Source organism: Streptosporangium amethystogenes subsp. fukuiense (assembly GCF_042665875.1).
GTDB lineage: Bacteria > Actinomycetota > Actinomycetes > Streptosporangiales > Streptosporangiaceae > Streptosporangium > Streptosporangium fukuiense.
Map to the genome: position 1 here is coordinate 3,792,002 of NZ_JBHTEE010000001.1, position 16,213 is coordinate 3,808,214.

The window sequence follows — 16,213 nt, forward strand, 5'->3', positions numbered from 1 at the left end:
GCCCTTGACCCCCACCCCCCGCACGTCGGAACAGCGCCGGCACGACCCCGCCGAGGACACTCCGGACCAGGACCGGGAATCCGCTGAGGAGACGGAGGCCGGACCCTCCACCGGGACGAGCGCGGAGGAGGACGCTCCGGTTCCCGAGCAGAAGCAGGGCCAGGAGGCCGCTGACGAGACGAAGGCCGGACCCTCCGCCGGAGCGAACGCGGACCCCGAGCGGGAGCACGGAGCCGCGGACCGGGAAAAGAGCGGATTCAGCACGTGGCGCGGCAGGCTGGCCGGTGCCGTCGCGGTCATGCTGTTCGCGGCGACCGCGACCACCGCGGTGCTCCAGTGGACGGCCGCCGACCGGCTGGCGCGGGAGAAGGCCGACCGCGGGGCGGTGTCCACCCGGGCGGGCGAGTTCGCCGTGGCCCTGCAGACCTACGACCACACCGACCTGCAGGCCTACCGCGACCGGGTCTTCGCCATCTCCGGCGAGGACTTCGAGAAGACCTACAACGAGGCGTTCAGCCCGCTCGAAAGCGTGATCATCACGATGCGGGCGCGCTCTTCGGCCTCGATCCGCGGCGTCTACGTCTCAGAGGTCGGCGAGGGCAGGGCGAAGGCGATCACGGTGGTCGACTCCCAGGTCACGAGCACGGCCGGGACCCGGCGCATGCTCGGCACGTACATGGAGCTGAGCCTGATCAAGACGGGGGGCCAGTGGAAGGTGAACGCGGCCACGGTGATGGGCGCCGCCGAGGAACTGGTCACCGACCCGAACGGCGAGACCGCCGAGCCGTCCCCGACGTCATCCCCGGCACCGTCGCCGAGTAAGAAGAGCGATTGACGACGGAGAGAACCCCCTCCGGCCGCGCTGACGCCGCCTACCACGAGTGATCGGCGCCTTCTGAGGTAGGTTCTGATCCATGACCCTGCAGCAGGCCTCGCCCGGCGAACGGAGTGGTCGGCCGGGGGGCGGACCCGCCGAAGTCACCGGCGCGGGGAACGAGAGTGGTGAGCGACCGGTGAACGACGAGACGCCTCGCTGGCTGTCGTCAGTCGAGCAGCGCGCGTGGCGTGCCCACCTCGCCGCGCACAAACTCCTCGAACACCGCCTCGACCGCGAACTACAGCCCTTCGGGCTCTCGGTGAACGACTACGAGATCCTGGTGAACCTGTCGGAGACCCCCGGGCACCGCATGCGGATGAGCGACCTGGCGGACGCCACGATCCAGTCCCGCAGCCGGCTGTCGCACCAGATCTCCCGGATGGAGAAGGCCGAGCTGGTCGCCAGGGAGACCTGCGCCGATGACCGGCGCGGCACCTTCGCCGTCCTCACCGAGCACGGCTGGGACACCATCAACAGGGTCGCGCCGCACCACGTGGCCGGCGTACGCCGGCATTTCATCGACCTGCTCACCGACGATCAGCTGATCGAGCTGGAAATCGCCTACGCTCCGGTGGTGGAGCACCTCAAAAACTTTCGCTGACGCGAAACCGATACCGCCCGTACTCCCTTACTAGACCACGCTGTCGTTACGATCCGCCCATGTCTGCTCGCCGGATCTTCATCGCCGCGGTGCTCACCGCGTGCTCCCTGGTCACCGCCTGCAGCGGCGGCAACGCCTCCGACGCTACGACGGCCCTCCCCAGCGGAGCCGAGCTGGTCAAGAAGTCCGCGGAGGCGACACGTGCCGTGAAGTCGGCGACCTTCTCCATGGAGACCGAGGGCACTCCCGCGGTGCCGGTCAAGAAGGCCTCCGGCCGCCTCAGCGGGACCGGCGACGCGGACGGCACCATCCAGATCGACGTGGCGGGCAGCCTCCAGGAGATCAGCTTCGTGCTGATCGGGGAGACCGTCCACTTCAAGGGGGTGACCGGAGGCTTCCAGAAGATGTCACGGAGCCAGCTGGCGGCGATCTACGACCCGTCCGCCATCCTCAACCCGGAGAGGGGCCTCGTACAGTTGCTGAGCAACGCGCTGGACCCGAAGACCCAGGCGGCCGAGAAGGTGAACGGCGTCGACTCCTACCGGGTCTCGGCGACGCTCTCCCAGCAGGTGCTCGCCACGATGGTGCCCGGCCTCGCGCAGAGCGTGGACGGCACGCTCTGGATCGACAAGACCACCAGCCGCCTGCTCAAGGCGGATCTGCCACTGACCGGCGGCAAGGTGATCGTGGTCTTCGGCGACTACGACGTGCCGGTCCAGGTCACCGCTCCGGCCCAGTGATGGCGACCCGCGCCGTCTCGGAGGACGGTGGCCGGACGGCCCGGCGACGGGCCGCTCTCGGCGTCGGCGGCACCGCGGTGCTGCTGGCGGCGCTGGACGCGTACGTCGTGGTCACGGTCCTCGTCGACATCGCCAAGGACGTCGACGTCCCGCTCAACCACATGGAGCGGGCCACCCCGATCGTCACCGGCTTCCTGCTCGGCTACATCGCGGCCATGCCGCTGCTCGGCCAGCTCTCCGACCGGTACGGCAGGCGCCCGCTCATCCAGCTCTGCCTGGCGGGCTTCGCGGTGGGCTCGGTGGTCACCGCGCTGGGTGAGACGGTGCCCTGGCTGGTCGCCGGACGGGCCCTGCAGGGGGTCGCCGGCGGTGCGCTGCTGCCCATCACCATGGCTCTGATCGGAGATCTGTGGGATGAGGACGAGCGTCCGGTGGCGCTCGGCGCGGTGGGATCGGCCCAGGAGCTCGGCAGCGTGCTGGGCCCCCTGTACGGCGCGGCCCTCGCCGCCCTGGTCCCGCCCACCCTCCAGTTCGGCGGCGTGCAACTCGGCGGCTGGCGGTCGATCTTCTGGCTGAACATCCCGCTGGTGGCCCTGGCCGCGGTCGCCGTACATCGGTCGGTGCCGCCCCCCGGCCGTGACCGGAGCGGCGCCGGCGGCGGCCGCGTCGACGTGGTCGGCGGGCTGCTGCTGGCGCTCGCGCTCGGCCTGCTCGTGGCCGGTCTCTACAACCCCGACCCGAGCAAGGCGGTCCTCCCGCCCTGGGGCCTGCCGGCGATCGTCGGCGGGGTCGTGTCCGGCGCCGTGTTCGTCGCGTGGGAGATGCGTGCCAGAACCCGGTTGATCGACATGGCGGGGGTGCTGCGCGGCCCGTTCTTCGCCACGCTCGGAGTGAGCTTCCTGACCGGTGCCGCGCTGCTGGTCACCCTGGTCGACGTGCAGCTGTCGGCCCAGACCCTGCTGCGCCTGGACACCCTGGACGGCGCCCTGGTGCTGTCGCGCTTCCTGGTCGCGCTCTCGGTGGCCGCTCTGGTGGGCGGCCTGGCGTCCCGCCGGTACGGTGAGCGCGCGGTGACGGTGATCGGGCTGGCGCTGGCCGCGGTCGGCTACGTGCGCATCGGCCAGTGGCCACTGGACCTCGCCTCGGCCGGGTACCGGATGGACGCCGACCTGATCGTCGCCGGTCTGGGTCTGGGTCTGGTGATCGCACCGGTCTCCTCCGCGGTGCTGCGCGCCGTCCCCGCCGTCCAGCACGGGGTGGCCTCGGCGGCGGTGGTCGTGGCCCGGATGATGGGCATGCTGCTCGGTGTCGCCGCGCTGTCCGCCTGGGGCTTCCACCGCTTCCAGTCCCTCACCGCGGACCTGGACACACCGCTGCCCTTCGGCGTGGACCCGGCCGTGTACGCCACCCGGCTCGCCGAGTACGAGGGGAAGGTCAGGGCGGCGCTGCACACCGAGTACAGCGAGATCTTCCTGATCACCGCCGCCCTGTGCGGGGTGGGCGTGCTGGTCGCGCTGCTGCTGCCGAGCGGGTCCGGGTCGTCCGACCCGGTCTGATCCGGTCTGATCCGGTCTGATCCGGGCGGCGGCCTCGCCCACGCGGTACCCGGCCCGGTGCCGCTCGGGACCCTGGCCTCGGCCGTCGCCTCCGTCTCCAAGTACACTCTGGCCCCGCCACGGGTGACGTGCGGCGTGCCCCGCCCGGCACCGGGAGGGGGCGGCACCCCGCGACGGTGTGACGGGGGTTCGTCACCGGGCGAACGTACCGACGACCATTGGGATGATGTGATGCTTGTGGGGGCCACGCGACCGGACCTGGCCGGACTCGGCGAGGGATTCGACGCGTTCTGGCATGAGCGGCACCTGTGCACGCTGACCACCGTCCGCTCCGACGGGACGCCGCACGTGGTGCCCGTCGGGGTGACACTCGACGCCGGCACGGCGATCGCCCGGGTCATCACCTCGCGCGGGTCGTACAAGGCCCGGCTGGTGGCCGCCGCGGGTCCGGCGGGCGCGCCGGCCGCCGTCTGCCAGGTCGACGGGCGGCGCTGGTCCACCCTGGAGGGGCGTGCGGTGCTCCGGGACACCCCCGAGGAGGTCGCCGACGCCGAGCGCCGGTACACGCTGCGCTACCGCGCCCCCCGGGTGAACCCCGACCGTGTCGTGATCGAGATCCAGGTGACCCGGGTGCTCGGCAATGTCTGACCCGGGACACGTCCCGCTCCCCCGCGTCCCCGGGCTGCCGGACGAGGCGTTCGAGCACGACGGGCAGCTGACCAAGCGCGAGGTGCGGGCGGTCACCCTGTCCCGCCTCGCGCCCGTCCCCGGCGAGCTGCTGTGGGACGTCGGCGCGGGTGCGGGGAGCATCGCGATCGAGTGGATGCGCTGCCATCCCGCGTGCCGGGCCGTGGCGGTGGAGAGCCGCCGGGACCGGGCGGAGCGGGCCGCGCGCAACGCCGCCGCACTGGGAGTGCCCGAGCTGGAGATCGTCGTCGGCGCGGCCCCCGGCGCGCTCGCCGGGCTGGCCACGCCCGACGCCGTCTTCGTCGGCGGCGGCGCGACGGCCCCCGGGGTGCTTAGCACCTGCTGGGCGGCGCTCAGGCCGGGCGGCAGGCTGGTGGTCAACGCGGTGACCCTGGAGTCCGAGGCGGTGGTGGCCGACTGGTACGGCAGGTACGGCGGGGACCTGGTGCGCCTCGCGGTCGGCCGTGCCGCCCCGGTCGGCGGCTTCACCGGCTGGCGGACGATGATGCCGGTGACCGTCTGGTCATCGGTCAAAGAGTCACCGGTCAAGGAGGAGGAGTCTTGACGGCCAGGGTGCGTTTCGTCGGAGCGGGTCCCGGAGCCGCCGACCTCGTCACGGTGCGCGGCCTGCGGGTGATCGCCTCGTCCCCGGTGTGCCTGTACGCCGGATCGCTGGTGCCGCGCGAGCTGCTGGACGACTGCCCACCCGGGGCACGGCTGGTGGACACGGCCGGGCTCACCCTCGACGAGATCGTCGCCGAGATGGCCGGCGCGCACGCGGCCGGGCTGGACGTCGCCCGGCTGCACTCGGGCGACCCCTCCGTCTTCAGCGCGATGGCCGAGCAGATGCGGCGGCTGGACGCGCTCGGCATCCCGTACGACGTGGTGCCGGGCGTCCCGGCCTTCGCGGCCGCGGCGGCCTCGCTGAAGCGGGAGCTCACCGTGCCGGGAGTCGGGCAGTCCGTCATCCTCACCCGTACGTCCGCGCGTGCCACGCCGATGCCGCAGGGCGAGGAGCTGGCCACGCTCGGCGCGAGCCGGGCGACCATGGTGCTGCACCTGGCCGTGCAGCGGATCGAGGCGGTCGTCGCGGAGCTGCTCCCCGCCTACGGCGCCGACTGCCCGGTGGCGGTGGTGGCCCGGGCGAGCAGGGACGACGAGGTGATCCTGCGGGGCACCCTGGCCGACATCGCCGAGCGGGTCAGGGCCGCCGGGGTGCTGCGGACGGCGGTGATCGTGGTCGGGCGGGTGCTGACGGCCTCGGCGTTCCCCGACAGCCACCTCTACTCGGCGGACAGGTGCCGGGGGTGAGCGGCCGATGCGACGCCTGCTGATCCTGGGCGGCACCGCGGAGGCCAGGGCGCTGGCCGCCCGGCTGGACGGGCAGGCGGATCTGCACGTGGTGTCCTCGCTGGCGGGACGGGTCGCCAACCCCAGGCTCCCGGTCGGCGAGGTGCGCGAGGGTGGATTCGGCGGCCCCGAGGGGCTCGCCGGGTGGCTACGGGAGCACGCGATCGACCTGGTCGTCGACGCCACCCACCCGTTCGCCCGGCGGATGACCGCCTCGGCCGTCGCGGCCTCCGCCGGCACCGGGGTGCCGCTGCTGGTGCTGCGCCGCCCCGGCTGGCAGCAGGGTCCGGACGACGACTGGCGCTGGGTGCCCACGCTTGAGGCCGCCGCCCGCCTGCTGCCCGAGCTGGGGAGGCGGGTCTTCCTCACCACCGGCCGCCGCAGCCTGGCCGCGTTCACCGGCCTTGACCTGTGGTTCCTGGCCAGGTCCGTCGATCCGCCCACCCCACCGCTGCCCGGCCGGACGGTGGTCGTGCTCTCCCGGGGGCCGTACACCCTGCGCGGAGAGCTGGAGCTGATGCGCGAGCACCGCGTCGAGGTGCTGGTGACCAAGGACAGCGGCGGCGAGATGACCACCGCCAAGCTGGCCGCCGCTCGGGAGCTGGGGCTTCCGGTGGTCATCGTACGGCGGCCGCCGGTTCCCGGCGGTGTCCCGCTGGCGGACACCGCCGAGGCGGCCGCGGCCTGGGTGGAGGCTCAGGCCGGGTAACGGCGCGGGGTGTAGACGACGGGCCGTCCGCCGCGTTCGGTGAGCCGGGTGGTGGACGAGCCCACGATCAGCAGGCAGCGCATGTCGATCGCGGCGGGGTCGAGATCGGCCAGTTCCACGACGCGCACGCTCTCCTGCGGGCCGCCGACATCCCGCCCGATGACGACGGGCGTGCGCGGGGAACGGTGTTCGAGCAGCAGGTCGCGCATGGCGGCCACCTGCCAGGTCCGGCTCCGCGAGGCCGGATTGTAGATCGCCAGCACCAGGTCGGCCCGTGCCGCGGCGGTGATCCGGTCCGCGACGACCTCCCACGGCTTGAGCAGGTCGGACAGCGACAGCACGCAGAAGTCGTGGCCCAGCGGGGCCCCGGCGCGACTGGCCACCGCCTGGGCGGCGGTCAGGCCGGGCAGCACGCGTACCTCGACATCGGCGAACCTCGGCTCGGACGCGACCTCGAGCACCGCGCTGGCCATGGCGAACACCCCCGGATCACCCGAGGAGACCACGGCCACCCGCGATCCGGCGGCGGCCAGCCCCAGCGCGTGCGCGGCGCGCTCGGCCTCGACCCGGTTGTCCGTGGGGTGGCGGCGCTGGCGCGGGTTGGGCGGCACCCGATCGAGGTAGGGGCCGTAGCCGATCAGCTCGTCGGCCCGGGCGAGGGCGTCCTGCGCCTCGGGGGTCAGCCACGGCCGCCCGGCGGGGCCGAGTCCCACCACGACGACCTCGCCGCGCCGCTCGTCTCCGGCCTGCTCCTCGCGGTCGGCCGCGGCCTTCGCGGAGAACGGCGTGAGCGGGCTGGGCAGCAGCGCGAGGGAGAAGTAGGGGACCGACTCGGGGTCGACGTCCGCCAGCGGCTCGATGCGCTGCTTGCCGGTGGTGGCCCGCTCGACGTACCAGGCGTCGTCGAGACGACCGGCCTCGGCGAAGGCGGCGCGGACCTTCTCGAAGGTCCTGCCGAGTTTCAGCACCGCGGCCGAGTCTGCGGCGGCCAGCCGCTCGGCCAGCACGTCCGCCGGGAGCGTGCCGGGCAGCACGGTCAGCGTCTCGTCCCGTTCGACCAGCGGGCGGCCGAGCACCGCGGCGGCCCCGCTGACCGAGGTCACTCCCGGCACCACCTCGGTCGGGTACCGGTGCGCGAGCCGCTTGTGCATGTGCATGTAGGAGCCGTAGAAGAGCGGGTCGCCCTCGCAGAGCACCACTACGTCGCGTCCGGCGTCCAGGTGCGCGGCCAGCCGCACGGCGCAGTCGGCGTAGAAGTCGTCGAGCGCGCCCTGGTATCCGCCGGGGTGGTCGGTGGTCTCGGTGGTCACCGGGTAGATCAGCGCCTCCTCGACCTGGTCTCCCCGCAGGTAGGGCAGGGCCACCGACCTGGCGATGCTCCGCCCGTGCCGGGCGCTGTGGTAGGCGATCACGTCGGCCGCACCGAGCAGCCTGGCCGCCTTCACCGTCACCAGCTCCGGGTCTCCCGGCCCCAGCCCGACCCCGTACAGGCACCCGAGATCCCCGCTCAACCCGCTCACTCCCCCTCACCCGCGACCGCGTTGACGACAGCCGCCGCCATCGCGAGCCCGACCCCGTACCGGCACCCGAGATCCCCGCTCAACCCGCTCACTCCCCCTCACCCGCGACCGCGTTGACGACAGCCGCCGCCATCGCGAGCCCGACCCCGTACCGGCACCCGAGATCCCCGCTCAACCCGCTCACTCCCCCTCACCCGCGACCGCGTTGACGACAGCCGCCGCCATCGCGAGCCCGACCCCGTACCGGCACCCGAGATCCCCGCTCAACCCGCTCACTCCTCCTCACTCGCGACCGCGTTGACCGCGGCCGCCGCCATCGCGCTGCCGCCCCTGCGCCCGTGCACCACCAGGTGGTCGAGTCCGGCCGGGTGCTCGGCCAGGGCCAGCTTCGACTCCGCGGCCCCGATGAAGCCGACCGGCACGCCCAGCACCGCCGCCGGGCGTCCGGCCCCCTCCTCGACCAGTTCGAGCAGGCGGAACAGTGCGGTCGGCGCGTTGCCGATCGCGACCACCGCGCCGTCGAGCCGGTCGCGCCACAACTCCAGCGCCGCGGCGCTGCGGGTGGTGCCCAGCCGCAGCGCCAGCTCCGGCACCCGCGGGTCGCCGAGCGTGCAGATCACCTCGTTCGCCTTCGGCAGCCGCCGCCTGGTGACGCCGGAGGCGACCATCATGGCGTCGCACAGCACGGGCGCGCCGTCGCGCAGCGCCCCGCGCGCCGCCGTGACGACTCCCGGCGACCACGCGAGGTCGTTGACGAGGTCGACCATGCCGCAGGCGTGCACCATGCGGACCGCGACCTGTGCGACGCCCGGCGGCATGCCGCCGAGGTCCGTCTCCGCGCGGATGGTGGCGAAGGAGCGGCGGTAGATCTCCGCTCCGTCCCTGATGTAGTCGATCACTTTCCCTCTCTGGTCGCCGCCACCGCGGCGCTCGTCTGCTCGGCGTCGGCGAACGTACGGCTCACGCCGTCCGCCTCGACGCGGTATCCGTCTCCGGTCGCGACCACGTCCACGACCTGGCCGCGCGGGCGTCCGCATCGCCGCTCGCAGCCCGACCAGTGCACGGGAAGCGCACGGGTGCGGCTCCGCGGGGGGCGGACGCCGTCAGGACCGCCCGCACCGGACTCGGAGCCGGTGCCGCCGTTCGCGTGCACACCCGCGTGGACGTCGGCGTGGACGTCGGCGAGGGCCTTCGCGCATCCGGGCCGGCCGACGCAGGCGGTCAGGCCCAGCCACGGTGACGCCGGGTCGCCGACCAGGCCCGCGTCCGCGAGCGCCGCCCGCCGGCCGTCGACCTCCCGCGGCGGCAGGTCGGGGACGACGATCGTCCGCCACGGCGTCACCCGGACCTCTCCCCCGCCGTGCTCGGCCGCCCGGGCGAGCGCCTCCAGCTGGGCCGCCGTGAGCCGCCCGAGCGCGGCGAGAACGGTGAGGGCCGATCTTCCGTCACGCTGTGCGAGGACCCCGACCGTGCCTCCCCCCGCCGTCCGCGCCCGTCGTACGGCGGGGGCGGACAGCCGGAGAGCCGGCTCCGTCCCGAGAACGCGGGCCGAGACCCGTCCTGGACCGTCGGTCAGCTCGGCGAGCCGCCACGCGCCCGACCCCTGCTCGGCGCGCTCGGCCAGGAACGCCTCGGCGACCGCGAGCATGCCGGTGACGGCGGAGGAGACGGGTGCGCGCAGCCCCCGGTCGGCACCGGCGAGCAGCAGCGCCACCTCGGAGACGTCGTCCACCGAGGCGTCCACCGGTTCGACCGGCAGCAGTGTGACGTCCGCGCCGAGGGCCGCCATGTCGCCCGAGCCGTCGTCGAGCGCGAAGAGGAACCGGCCGGGCAGGTCGGCGAGCACGGGCCGGGCGCGGAGTTCCCCGTCCAGCCGGGACACGAGCGGACGGACGTCGAGCAGGCTCGCGGGTGCCCGCCCGGCCAGGGGTGAGGCCACGATGTTGCGTACCAGCTCATGCGTGGCCGACGGCAGCAGCCCGGCGGCGGCCAGCCGCACGGCGAGGTCGGATGCCGGGGAAGGCCGCCGAGCGTCGTCCGGAACGCGCGCGTCGCCGGGTGCCGGACGCACGGCGGGAAGGGGCTCGCCGTCCTGCGGCGGGAGGCCGCGCACCTGGAGGTTCGCCCGGGAGGTCAGCTCGATCACGCCGGATCCGAGCTCCCGGGCGGCGGCGGCGACCACGCGGAGCTGACCCGCCGTGAGCGCCCCGCCTGGAATCCTGATCCGTGCCAGGCCGCCGTCGGCCGCGGCGTGCACCTGGAGCGCTCCGGGACACGCGTCGGCCCGGGTTCTTCCGGGAGGGTCGGTTATTGACACGCAGTGGATGGTAGCTCCCATTTCTTTACGGATGTCCGCCTGGCATAGTGTGACCTAGGCGACGGCGCAGGGAGGAAGCCGGTGTGAAACCGGCGCGGTCCCGCCACTGTAACCGGGGAGCGAACCCCACCGAAGGCCACGGTCCGGCAACGGACGGGAAGGCCGGGGTGAGCGTTGATCCGGGAGCCAGGAGACTCCTGCCGTCGCGATGACGACGACCCGGGGCGAGGACCCCGAGGGAGGACTTCCGCATGCGTTCCGTGCCGCCCACCCCACGATCGGCCGCACCGCCCGCGCCACCCGCCGTCCTGCTGCTGTCGACCTCCGACACCGACCTGCTCAGCGCGCGGACGAGCGGCGCGAACTACCGGCTCGGCAACCCGGCGCGGCTGTCCGCCGAGGACCTGCCCGCGCTGACCGAGGGCACGGACCTCGTGGTCGTGCGGCTGCTCGGCGGCCGGCGGGCATGGCAGGACGGGCTGGACGCGCTGCTCGCCGACCGGCGGCCCGTCGTGATCCTCGGTGGCGAACAGGCCCCCGACGCCGAGCTGATGGAGCTGTCCACGGTGCCCGGCGGGGTCTGCGCCGAGGCGCACGCCTACCTCGCGCACGGCGGTCCGGCGAACCTGGCCCAGTTGCACGCCTTCCTCTCCGACACGGCGCTGCTCACCGGGTACGGCTTCGCACCGCCCGCGCCCACCCCGGGCTGGGGCCCCCTCGAACGTGTCGCGCGACGCACCGAGGGCCCCGTCATCGGAGTGCTCTACTACCGCGCGCACCACGTCGCGGGCAACACCGCCTTCGTCGAGACGCTCTGCCTGGCCATCGAGGAGGCGGGCGGCCAGGCCCTGCCCGTCTACTGCGGTTCCCTGCGCAGCGCCGAGCCCGGCCTGTTCGACACGCTCCGGGCCGCGGACGCCCTGGTGGTCACCGTGCTCGCCGCCGGGGGCACCCGTCCGGCGACCGCCTCGGCGGGCGGGGACGACTCCGCGTGGGACGTCGGCGCGCTCGCCGAGCTGGACGTGCCGATCCTGCAGGGCCTCTGCCTGACCACGGGAAGGGACGCCTGGCGGGAGAACGACGACGGCCTGTCCCCGCTCGACGCGGCCTCCCAGGTGGCGATCCCCGAGTTCGACGGGCGGATCATCACCGTGCCGTTCTCCTTCAAGGAGGTCGACGACGAGGGTCTGACCGTGTACGTGGCCGATCCCGAGCGGGCCTCGCGGGTGGCCGGCATCGCGGTACGGCACGGTCTGCTCCGGCACGTCAGGGCACCGGAACGGCGAATCGCGGTGATGCTGTCGGCGTACCCGACCAAGCACTCCAGGATCGGCAACGCGGTCGGCCTGGACACACCGGCCAGCGTGGTCAGGCTGCTCACGGCCATGACGGAGGCCGGGTACGACCTCGGAGACGGTTTCCCCGGCGTGGCGGAACTGGACGGCGACGCGCTGATCCACGCGCTGATCGCGGCGGGCGGCCAGGACCGGAACTGGCTCACCGAGGAGCAACTGGCCGCGAACCCGGTGCGGATCCCGGCCGCGCGCTACCGGGCGTGGTTCGAGACGCTGCCCGAGGACCTGCGGCACGGCGTCGAGGCGCACTGGGGGCCGCCGCCGGGCGAGTCGTTCGTCGACCGGAGCCGCGATCCGGACGGCGAGATCGTGCTGGCCGCGCTGCGCGCGGGCAACCTCGTGGTGATGGTCCAGCCGCCGCGCGGCTTCGGGGAGAACCCGGTCGCCATCTACCACGACCCCGACCTGCCGCCGAGCCACCACTACCTGGCCGCCTACCGGTGGCTGGCCGACGACTTCGGCGCGCACGCGATCGTGCACGTCGGCAAGCACGGCAACCTGGAGTGGCTGCCCGGCAAGTCGGCGGGGATGTCGGCCTCCTGCGGCCCCGACGCGGCGCTCGGTGACCTGCCGCTGGTCTACCCGTTCCTGGTCAACGACCCCGGTGAGGGCACGCAGGCCAAGCGGCGGGCGCACGCCGTACTGGTCGACCATCTGGTGCCGCCGATGGCCCGTGCGGAGACCTACGGCGACATCGCCCGGCTGGAGCAGCTGCTGGACGAGCACGCCTCGATCGCGGCCATGGACCCGGCCAAGCTGCCCGCCGTCCGGGCGCAGATCTGGACGCTGATCCAGGCCGCCAGGCTCGACCACGACCTGGGCGTCGACGACCGGCCGCAGGACAGCGGGTTCGACGACTTCCTGCTGCACGTCGACGGATGGCTCTGCGAGGTCAAGGACGTCCAGATCCGCGACGGCCTGCACGTGCTCGGCGACGCCCCCGAGGGGAAGGCCCGCGTCGACCTCGTGCTGGCCATGCTCCGCGCCCGCCAGATCTGGGCCGGTCAGGAGGCACTCCCCGGCCTGCGTGAGGCCCTCGGCCTGGCCGAGGACGGCGGCGCCGCGAGGGTGAGCGTGGACGAGGCCGAGTCGCTGGCCCGCGCCCTCGTCGAGGGCATGGAGGAGCGCGGCTGGGATCCGTTCGCCGTCTCCCCCGTCACCGCGTCCGTCCTGGCCGGCGGGGGTGACCGCGGCTCCGGGGTCCTGGCCGCCGTGGAGAAGGTGCTCGGGTTCGCGGCCGGGGAGATCGTGCCCCGGCTCGCCAGGACCACGGACGAGATCGGCGCGGTGCTGCACGCGCTCGACGGCGGTTACGTCCCCGCCGGGCCGAGCGGGTCGCCGCTGCGCGGGCTGGTCAACGTGCTGCCGACCGGGCGGAACTTCTACTCCGTCGATCCCCGGGCGGTGCCCAGCAGGCTGGCGTGGGAGACCGGGCAGGCCATGGCCGACTCCCTGCTGGAGCGGTACCGCTCCGACACCGGTGAGTGGCCGCGCTCCGTCGGGCTGTCGGTCTGGGGCACCAGTGCCATGCGCACGGCGGGCGACGACGTGGCGGAGGTGCTCGCGCTGCTCGGCGTGCGGCCGGTCTGGGATGAGGCGTCCCGCCGGGTCAGCGGCCTCGAACCGGTCCCGCTCGCCGAACTCGGCCGGCCCAGGATCGACGTGACCGTCCGGATCAGCGGGTTCTTCAGGGACGCCTTCCCGCACGTCGTCACCATGCTGGACGACGCGGTACGGCTGGTCGCGGGCCTCGCGGAGACCGCCGAGGAGAACTACGTGCGGGCGCACGCCGACGCCGACCTGGCCGCGCACGGTGACGAGCGGCGGGCCACCCTGCGGATCTTCGGCTCCCGGCCGGGTGCCTACGGTGCGGGCCTGCTGCCGCTGATGGAGAGCGGGAACTGGCGCGACGACGCCGACCTGGCCGAGGTGTACGCGGTCTGGGGCGGCTTCGCCTACGGCCGCGACCTCGACGGGGCACCGGCCCGGCAGGACATGGAGAGCGCCTACCGGCGGATCGCGGTGGCCGCGAAGAACGTCGACACCCGCGAGCACGACATCGCCGACTCCGACGACTACTTCCAGTACCACGGCGGGATGATCGCCACCGTGCGGGCGCTCACCGGCCGGGCGCCCGCCGCGTACGTGGGCGACAGCACCCGCCCGGACGCGGTGCGGACCAGGACCCTGCACGAGGAGACCGCGCGGGTCTTCCGTGCCCGGGTGGTCAACCCCAACTGGCTGGCGGCGATGCGCAGGCACGGGTACAAGGGCGCGTTCGAGCTGGCCGCCACCGTGGACTACCTGTTCGGCTACGACGCCACGACGGGCGTGCTGGCCGACTGGATGTACGACAGGCTGGCCGCCGTCTACGTCCTGGACCCGGAGAACCGGGCGTTCATGGCCGCCTCGAACCCGTGGGCGCTGCACGGCATCGCCGAGCGGCTGCTCGAGGCGGCCGACCGGAAGATGTGGGAGCACCCCGACCCCGAGATCATGGCGGCCCTGCGGGAGGCGTACCTCACCGTCGAGGGCGACCTGGAGGACCGCTGACCCGCCCCGGGGTGGGGGCGGGTCAGCCGATGGCCGCGACCAGGCGTTCGGCCAGCTCGGGGCTGCCGGCCCAGTGCAGGTGCAGGTAGGAGGCGGCCAGCAGGGGCTCGGCGAAACCGTCGGCCGCGCCCCTCCAGCGGAACAGCGGCGGCGTCGCGTGCCCGGGATCGGTGGCCGTGCGGTGGAACTCGTGGCCCCGGTAGCGCTCGCCCTCGCGGGTGAGCACGGACTTGGCGGTCGCCACCGCGTCGCGGTAGCCCAGCGTGAGCCCGCCGGTCATCGTCGCGGTGATGTCGAGCCTTCCGCACATGGGATGGCCGTCCAGCTCGCGCGCCAGGTAGAGCAGCCCGGCGCACTCGGCGACGATCGGGCCGTCGAAGGCGGCCACCCGGCGGCGAAGCGGCTCGTTGGCGGACAGCTCCGCCGCGTACATCTCGGGGAAGCCGCCGCCGATGACGACCGCCCCGGTGTTGTCGGGGAGGCATTCGTCCCTGAGCGGGTCGAAGGTCACCACTTCGGCCCCCGCCGCCGCGAGCAGTTCGACCTGCTCGGCGTACCCGAAGGTGAACGCCGCCCCGCCCGCCACGGCCACCACCGGCCGCCTGCCGGCCCCGGTCACCGCCGGGAAGAGGAACGGGGTCCAGGGGCGCGCGGGCAGCGGTGGCGCCGAGCGTGCCAGGGCCACCAGTCCTTCGAGGTCGCAGGAGCCGGCGACCAGGGCGCCCATCCGCTCCACCGCCGCCACCGCGTCCCCGCTGCGCTCGGCCGCCGGGATCAGCCCGAGATGGCGGGAGGGGGTCGCCACCCCGTCCACCCGCGGGATCACGCCCAGTACCGAGATGCCGCTCTCGTCCAGCGCGGCGCGGCAGATCTCCTCGTGCCGCGGCGAGCCGACCCGGTTGAGGATCACCCCGGCCAGCCGGACCCGGGTGTCGAAGGAGACGAAGCCCTGCACCAGCGCGGCCACCGACCTGCCCTGCCGCGCGGCGTCCACCACGAGGACCACCGGCGCACCGATCAGCCTGGCGACGTGCGCGGTGGAGGCGGAGTCCCCGCTCCCGGCGCCGTCGTACAGGCCCATGACCCCCTCGACCACCGCGATGTCGGCGTCCCGCGCGCCGTGCAGGAGGAGCGGCGCGACCCGGTCCTCACCGGTCAGCCAGGGGTCGAGGTTGCGGCCGGGGCGTCCGGTGGCGAGTGCGTGGTAGCCGGGGTCGATGTAATCGGGTCCCACCTTGTGCGGGGATACGCGCAGGCCCCGCGCGCGCAGCGCCGCCATCAGGCCGGTCGCGACGGTGGTCTTCCCGCTGCCCGAGGACGGCGCGGCGATCACCAGTCGCGGCACTACCATTCGATGCCCTTCTGGCCCTTCTGCCCGGCGTCCATCGGGTGCCTGACCTTGCCCATCTCGGTCACCAGGTCGGCGACCTCGACCAGCCTCGGGTCGGCGTCCCTGCCGGTGATCACGACGTGCTGGTTGCCCGGTCGCGCGGCCAGGGTGGCGACCACGTCGTCCACGTCCAGCCAGCCCCATTTCAGCGGGTAGGTGAACTCGTCGAGCACGTAGAAGCGGTAGGTCTCCGCGGCCAGGTCGCGCCTGATCTGCTCCCAGCCCTCGCGGGCGTCGGCGGCGTGGTCCTCCTCGCTGCCCGGCCGCTGGATCCACGACCAGCCCTCGCCCATCTTGTGCCAGGTCACGCTGCCGCCCTCGGCGGACTCGCCGAGCAGCACGAGCGCCCGTTCCTCGCCGATGCGCCACTTCGCCGACTTGACGAACTGGAACACCCCGACCGGCCAGCCCTGGTTCCACGCGCGCAGCGCCATCCCGAAGGCGGCGGTGGACTTCCCCTTACCCGGCCCGGTGTGCACGATCAGCAGCGGCCGGTTGCGGCGCTGGCGCGTGGTGAGCCCGTCCTCGGGCACCGTGTCCGGCTTGCCCCGCGGCATC

13 protein-coding genes, 1 pseudogene and 1 riboswitch are annotated in these 16,213 nt (G+C 73.9%); of the genes and pseudogenes, 9 read left to right on the forward strand and 5 right to left on the reverse strand.

Annotated elements, in window-relative coordinates; translation table 11 throughout:
- Window positions 1-4: 4 nt before the first annotated feature.
- From ACFQVD_RS15960 to ACFQVD_RS15995, 8 genes and pseudogenes are all read left to right on the forward strand, one after another.
- Entirely contained in the window at window positions 5-835 is an 831-nt protein-coding gene (locus ACFQVD_RS15960) for a hypothetical protein (protein WP_343963738.1), read from the forward strand.
- Window positions 836-914: 79 nt separating this feature from the next.
- Window positions 915-1,478, forward strand: coding sequence for a MarR family winged helix-turn-helix transcriptional regulator (locus tag ACFQVD_RS15965; RefSeq protein ID WP_343963736.1), 564 nt, complete (start codon window positions 915-917; stop codon window positions 1,476-1,478).
- Window positions 1,479-1,537: 59 nt separating this feature from the next.
- Window positions 1,538-2,218, forward strand: a complete 681-nt coding sequence (locus ACFQVD_RS15970) for an LppX_LprAFG lipoprotein (protein WP_343963734.1) — start codon at window positions 1,538-1,540, stop codon at window positions 2,216-2,218.
- A complete protein-coding gene (locus ACFQVD_RS15975; RefSeq protein WP_386271422.1) occupies window positions 2,218-3,774 on the forward strand; it encodes an MFS transporter in 1,557 nt (518 codons plus the stop codon). The genes ACFQVD_RS15970 and ACFQVD_RS15975 overlap by 1 nt, the downstream gene beginning before the upstream one ends.
- A 231-nt stretch (window positions 3,775-4,005) precedes the next feature.
- Window positions 4,006-4,422, forward strand: coding sequence for a pyridoxamine 5'-phosphate oxidase family protein (locus ACFQVD_RS15980; protein ID WP_343963730.1), 417 nt, complete (start codon window positions 4,006-4,008; stop codon window positions 4,420-4,422).
- Window positions 4,421-5,026, forward strand: a pseudogene (cbiT, locus tag ACFQVD_RS15985) (precorrin-6Y C5,15-methyltransferase (decarboxylating) subunit CbiT); the annotation flags it as partial. The gene ACFQVD_RS15980 and the pseudogene cbiT, both read left to right, overlap by 2 nt.
- Complete coding sequence (gene cobM, locus ACFQVD_RS15990; RefSeq protein WP_364149688.1) at window positions 5,023-5,772, forward strand: precorrin-4 C(11)-methyltransferase; 750 nt, start codon at window positions 5,023-5,025, stop codon at window positions 5,770-5,772. The pseudogene cbiT and the gene cobM, both read left to right, overlap by 4 nt.
- A gap of 7 nt (window positions 5,773-5,779) precedes the next feature.
- Window positions 5,780-6,520, forward strand: coding sequence for a cobalt-precorrin-6A reductase (locus tag ACFQVD_RS15995; RefSeq protein ID WP_364149686.1), 741 nt, complete (start codon window positions 5,780-5,782; stop codon window positions 6,518-6,520).
- On the opposite strand, the gene ACFQVD_RS16000 is transcribed toward ACFQVD_RS15995, so the two are convergent.
- The 3 genes from ACFQVD_RS16000 to ACFQVD_RS16010 form a co-directional block, all read right to left on the reverse strand.
- Window positions 6,508-8,031, reverse strand: coding sequence for a precorrin-2 C(20)-methyltransferase (locus ACFQVD_RS16000; RefSeq protein WP_343963724.1), 1,524 nt, complete (start codon window positions 8,029-8,031; stop codon window positions 6,508-6,510). The genes ACFQVD_RS15995 and ACFQVD_RS16000 overlap by 13 nt on opposite strands.
- Before the next feature lie 281 nt (window positions 8,032-8,312).
- Window positions 8,313-8,939 carry a precorrin-8X methylmutase gene (locus tag ACFQVD_RS16005; protein ID WP_343963722.1) on the reverse strand — a complete coding sequence of 209 codons (627 nt, stop codon included), beginning with the start codon at window positions 8,937-8,939 and terminating at the stop codon, window positions 8,313-8,315.
- Complete coding sequence (locus ACFQVD_RS16010; protein ID WP_386368551.1) at window positions 8,936-10,357, reverse strand: precorrin-3B synthase; 1,422 nt, start codon at window positions 10,355-10,357, stop codon at window positions 8,936-8,938. The genes ACFQVD_RS16005 and ACFQVD_RS16010 overlap by 4 nt, the downstream gene beginning before the upstream one ends.
- A gap of 14 nt (window positions 10,358-10,371) precedes the next feature.
- A riboswitch (cobalamin riboswitch) is annotated at window positions 10,372-10,573 on the forward strand.
- A gap of 35 nt (window positions 10,574-10,608) precedes the next feature.
- Here ACFQVD_RS16010 and cobN point away from each other — a divergent pair.
- Window positions 10,609-14,265, forward strand: coding sequence for a cobaltochelatase subunit CobN (cobN, locus tag ACFQVD_RS16015; RefSeq protein ID WP_343968921.1), 3,657 nt, complete (start codon window positions 10,609-10,611; stop codon window positions 14,263-14,265).
- 22 nt (window positions 14,266-14,287) lie between these two features.
- Here the strand turns inward: cobN and ACFQVD_RS16020 are convergent, their stop codons facing one another.
- Both ACFQVD_RS16020 and cobO read right to left on the reverse strand, forming a co-directional pair.
- Entirely contained in the window at window positions 14,288-15,616 is a 1,329-nt protein-coding gene (locus ACFQVD_RS16020; RefSeq protein ID WP_386368553.1) for a cobyrinate a,c-diamide synthase, read from the reverse strand.
- On the reverse strand, window positions 15,610-16,212 hold the full coding sequence (gene cobO / locus ACFQVD_RS16025) for a cob(I)yrinic acid a,c-diamide adenosyltransferase (protein WP_343968917.1): 603 nt from the start codon (window positions 16,210-16,212) through the stop codon (window positions 15,610-15,612). Before cobO ends, ACFQVD_RS16020 begins: the two co-directional genes overlap by 7 nt.
- Between the last annotated feature and the right edge of the window lies 1 nt (window position 16,213).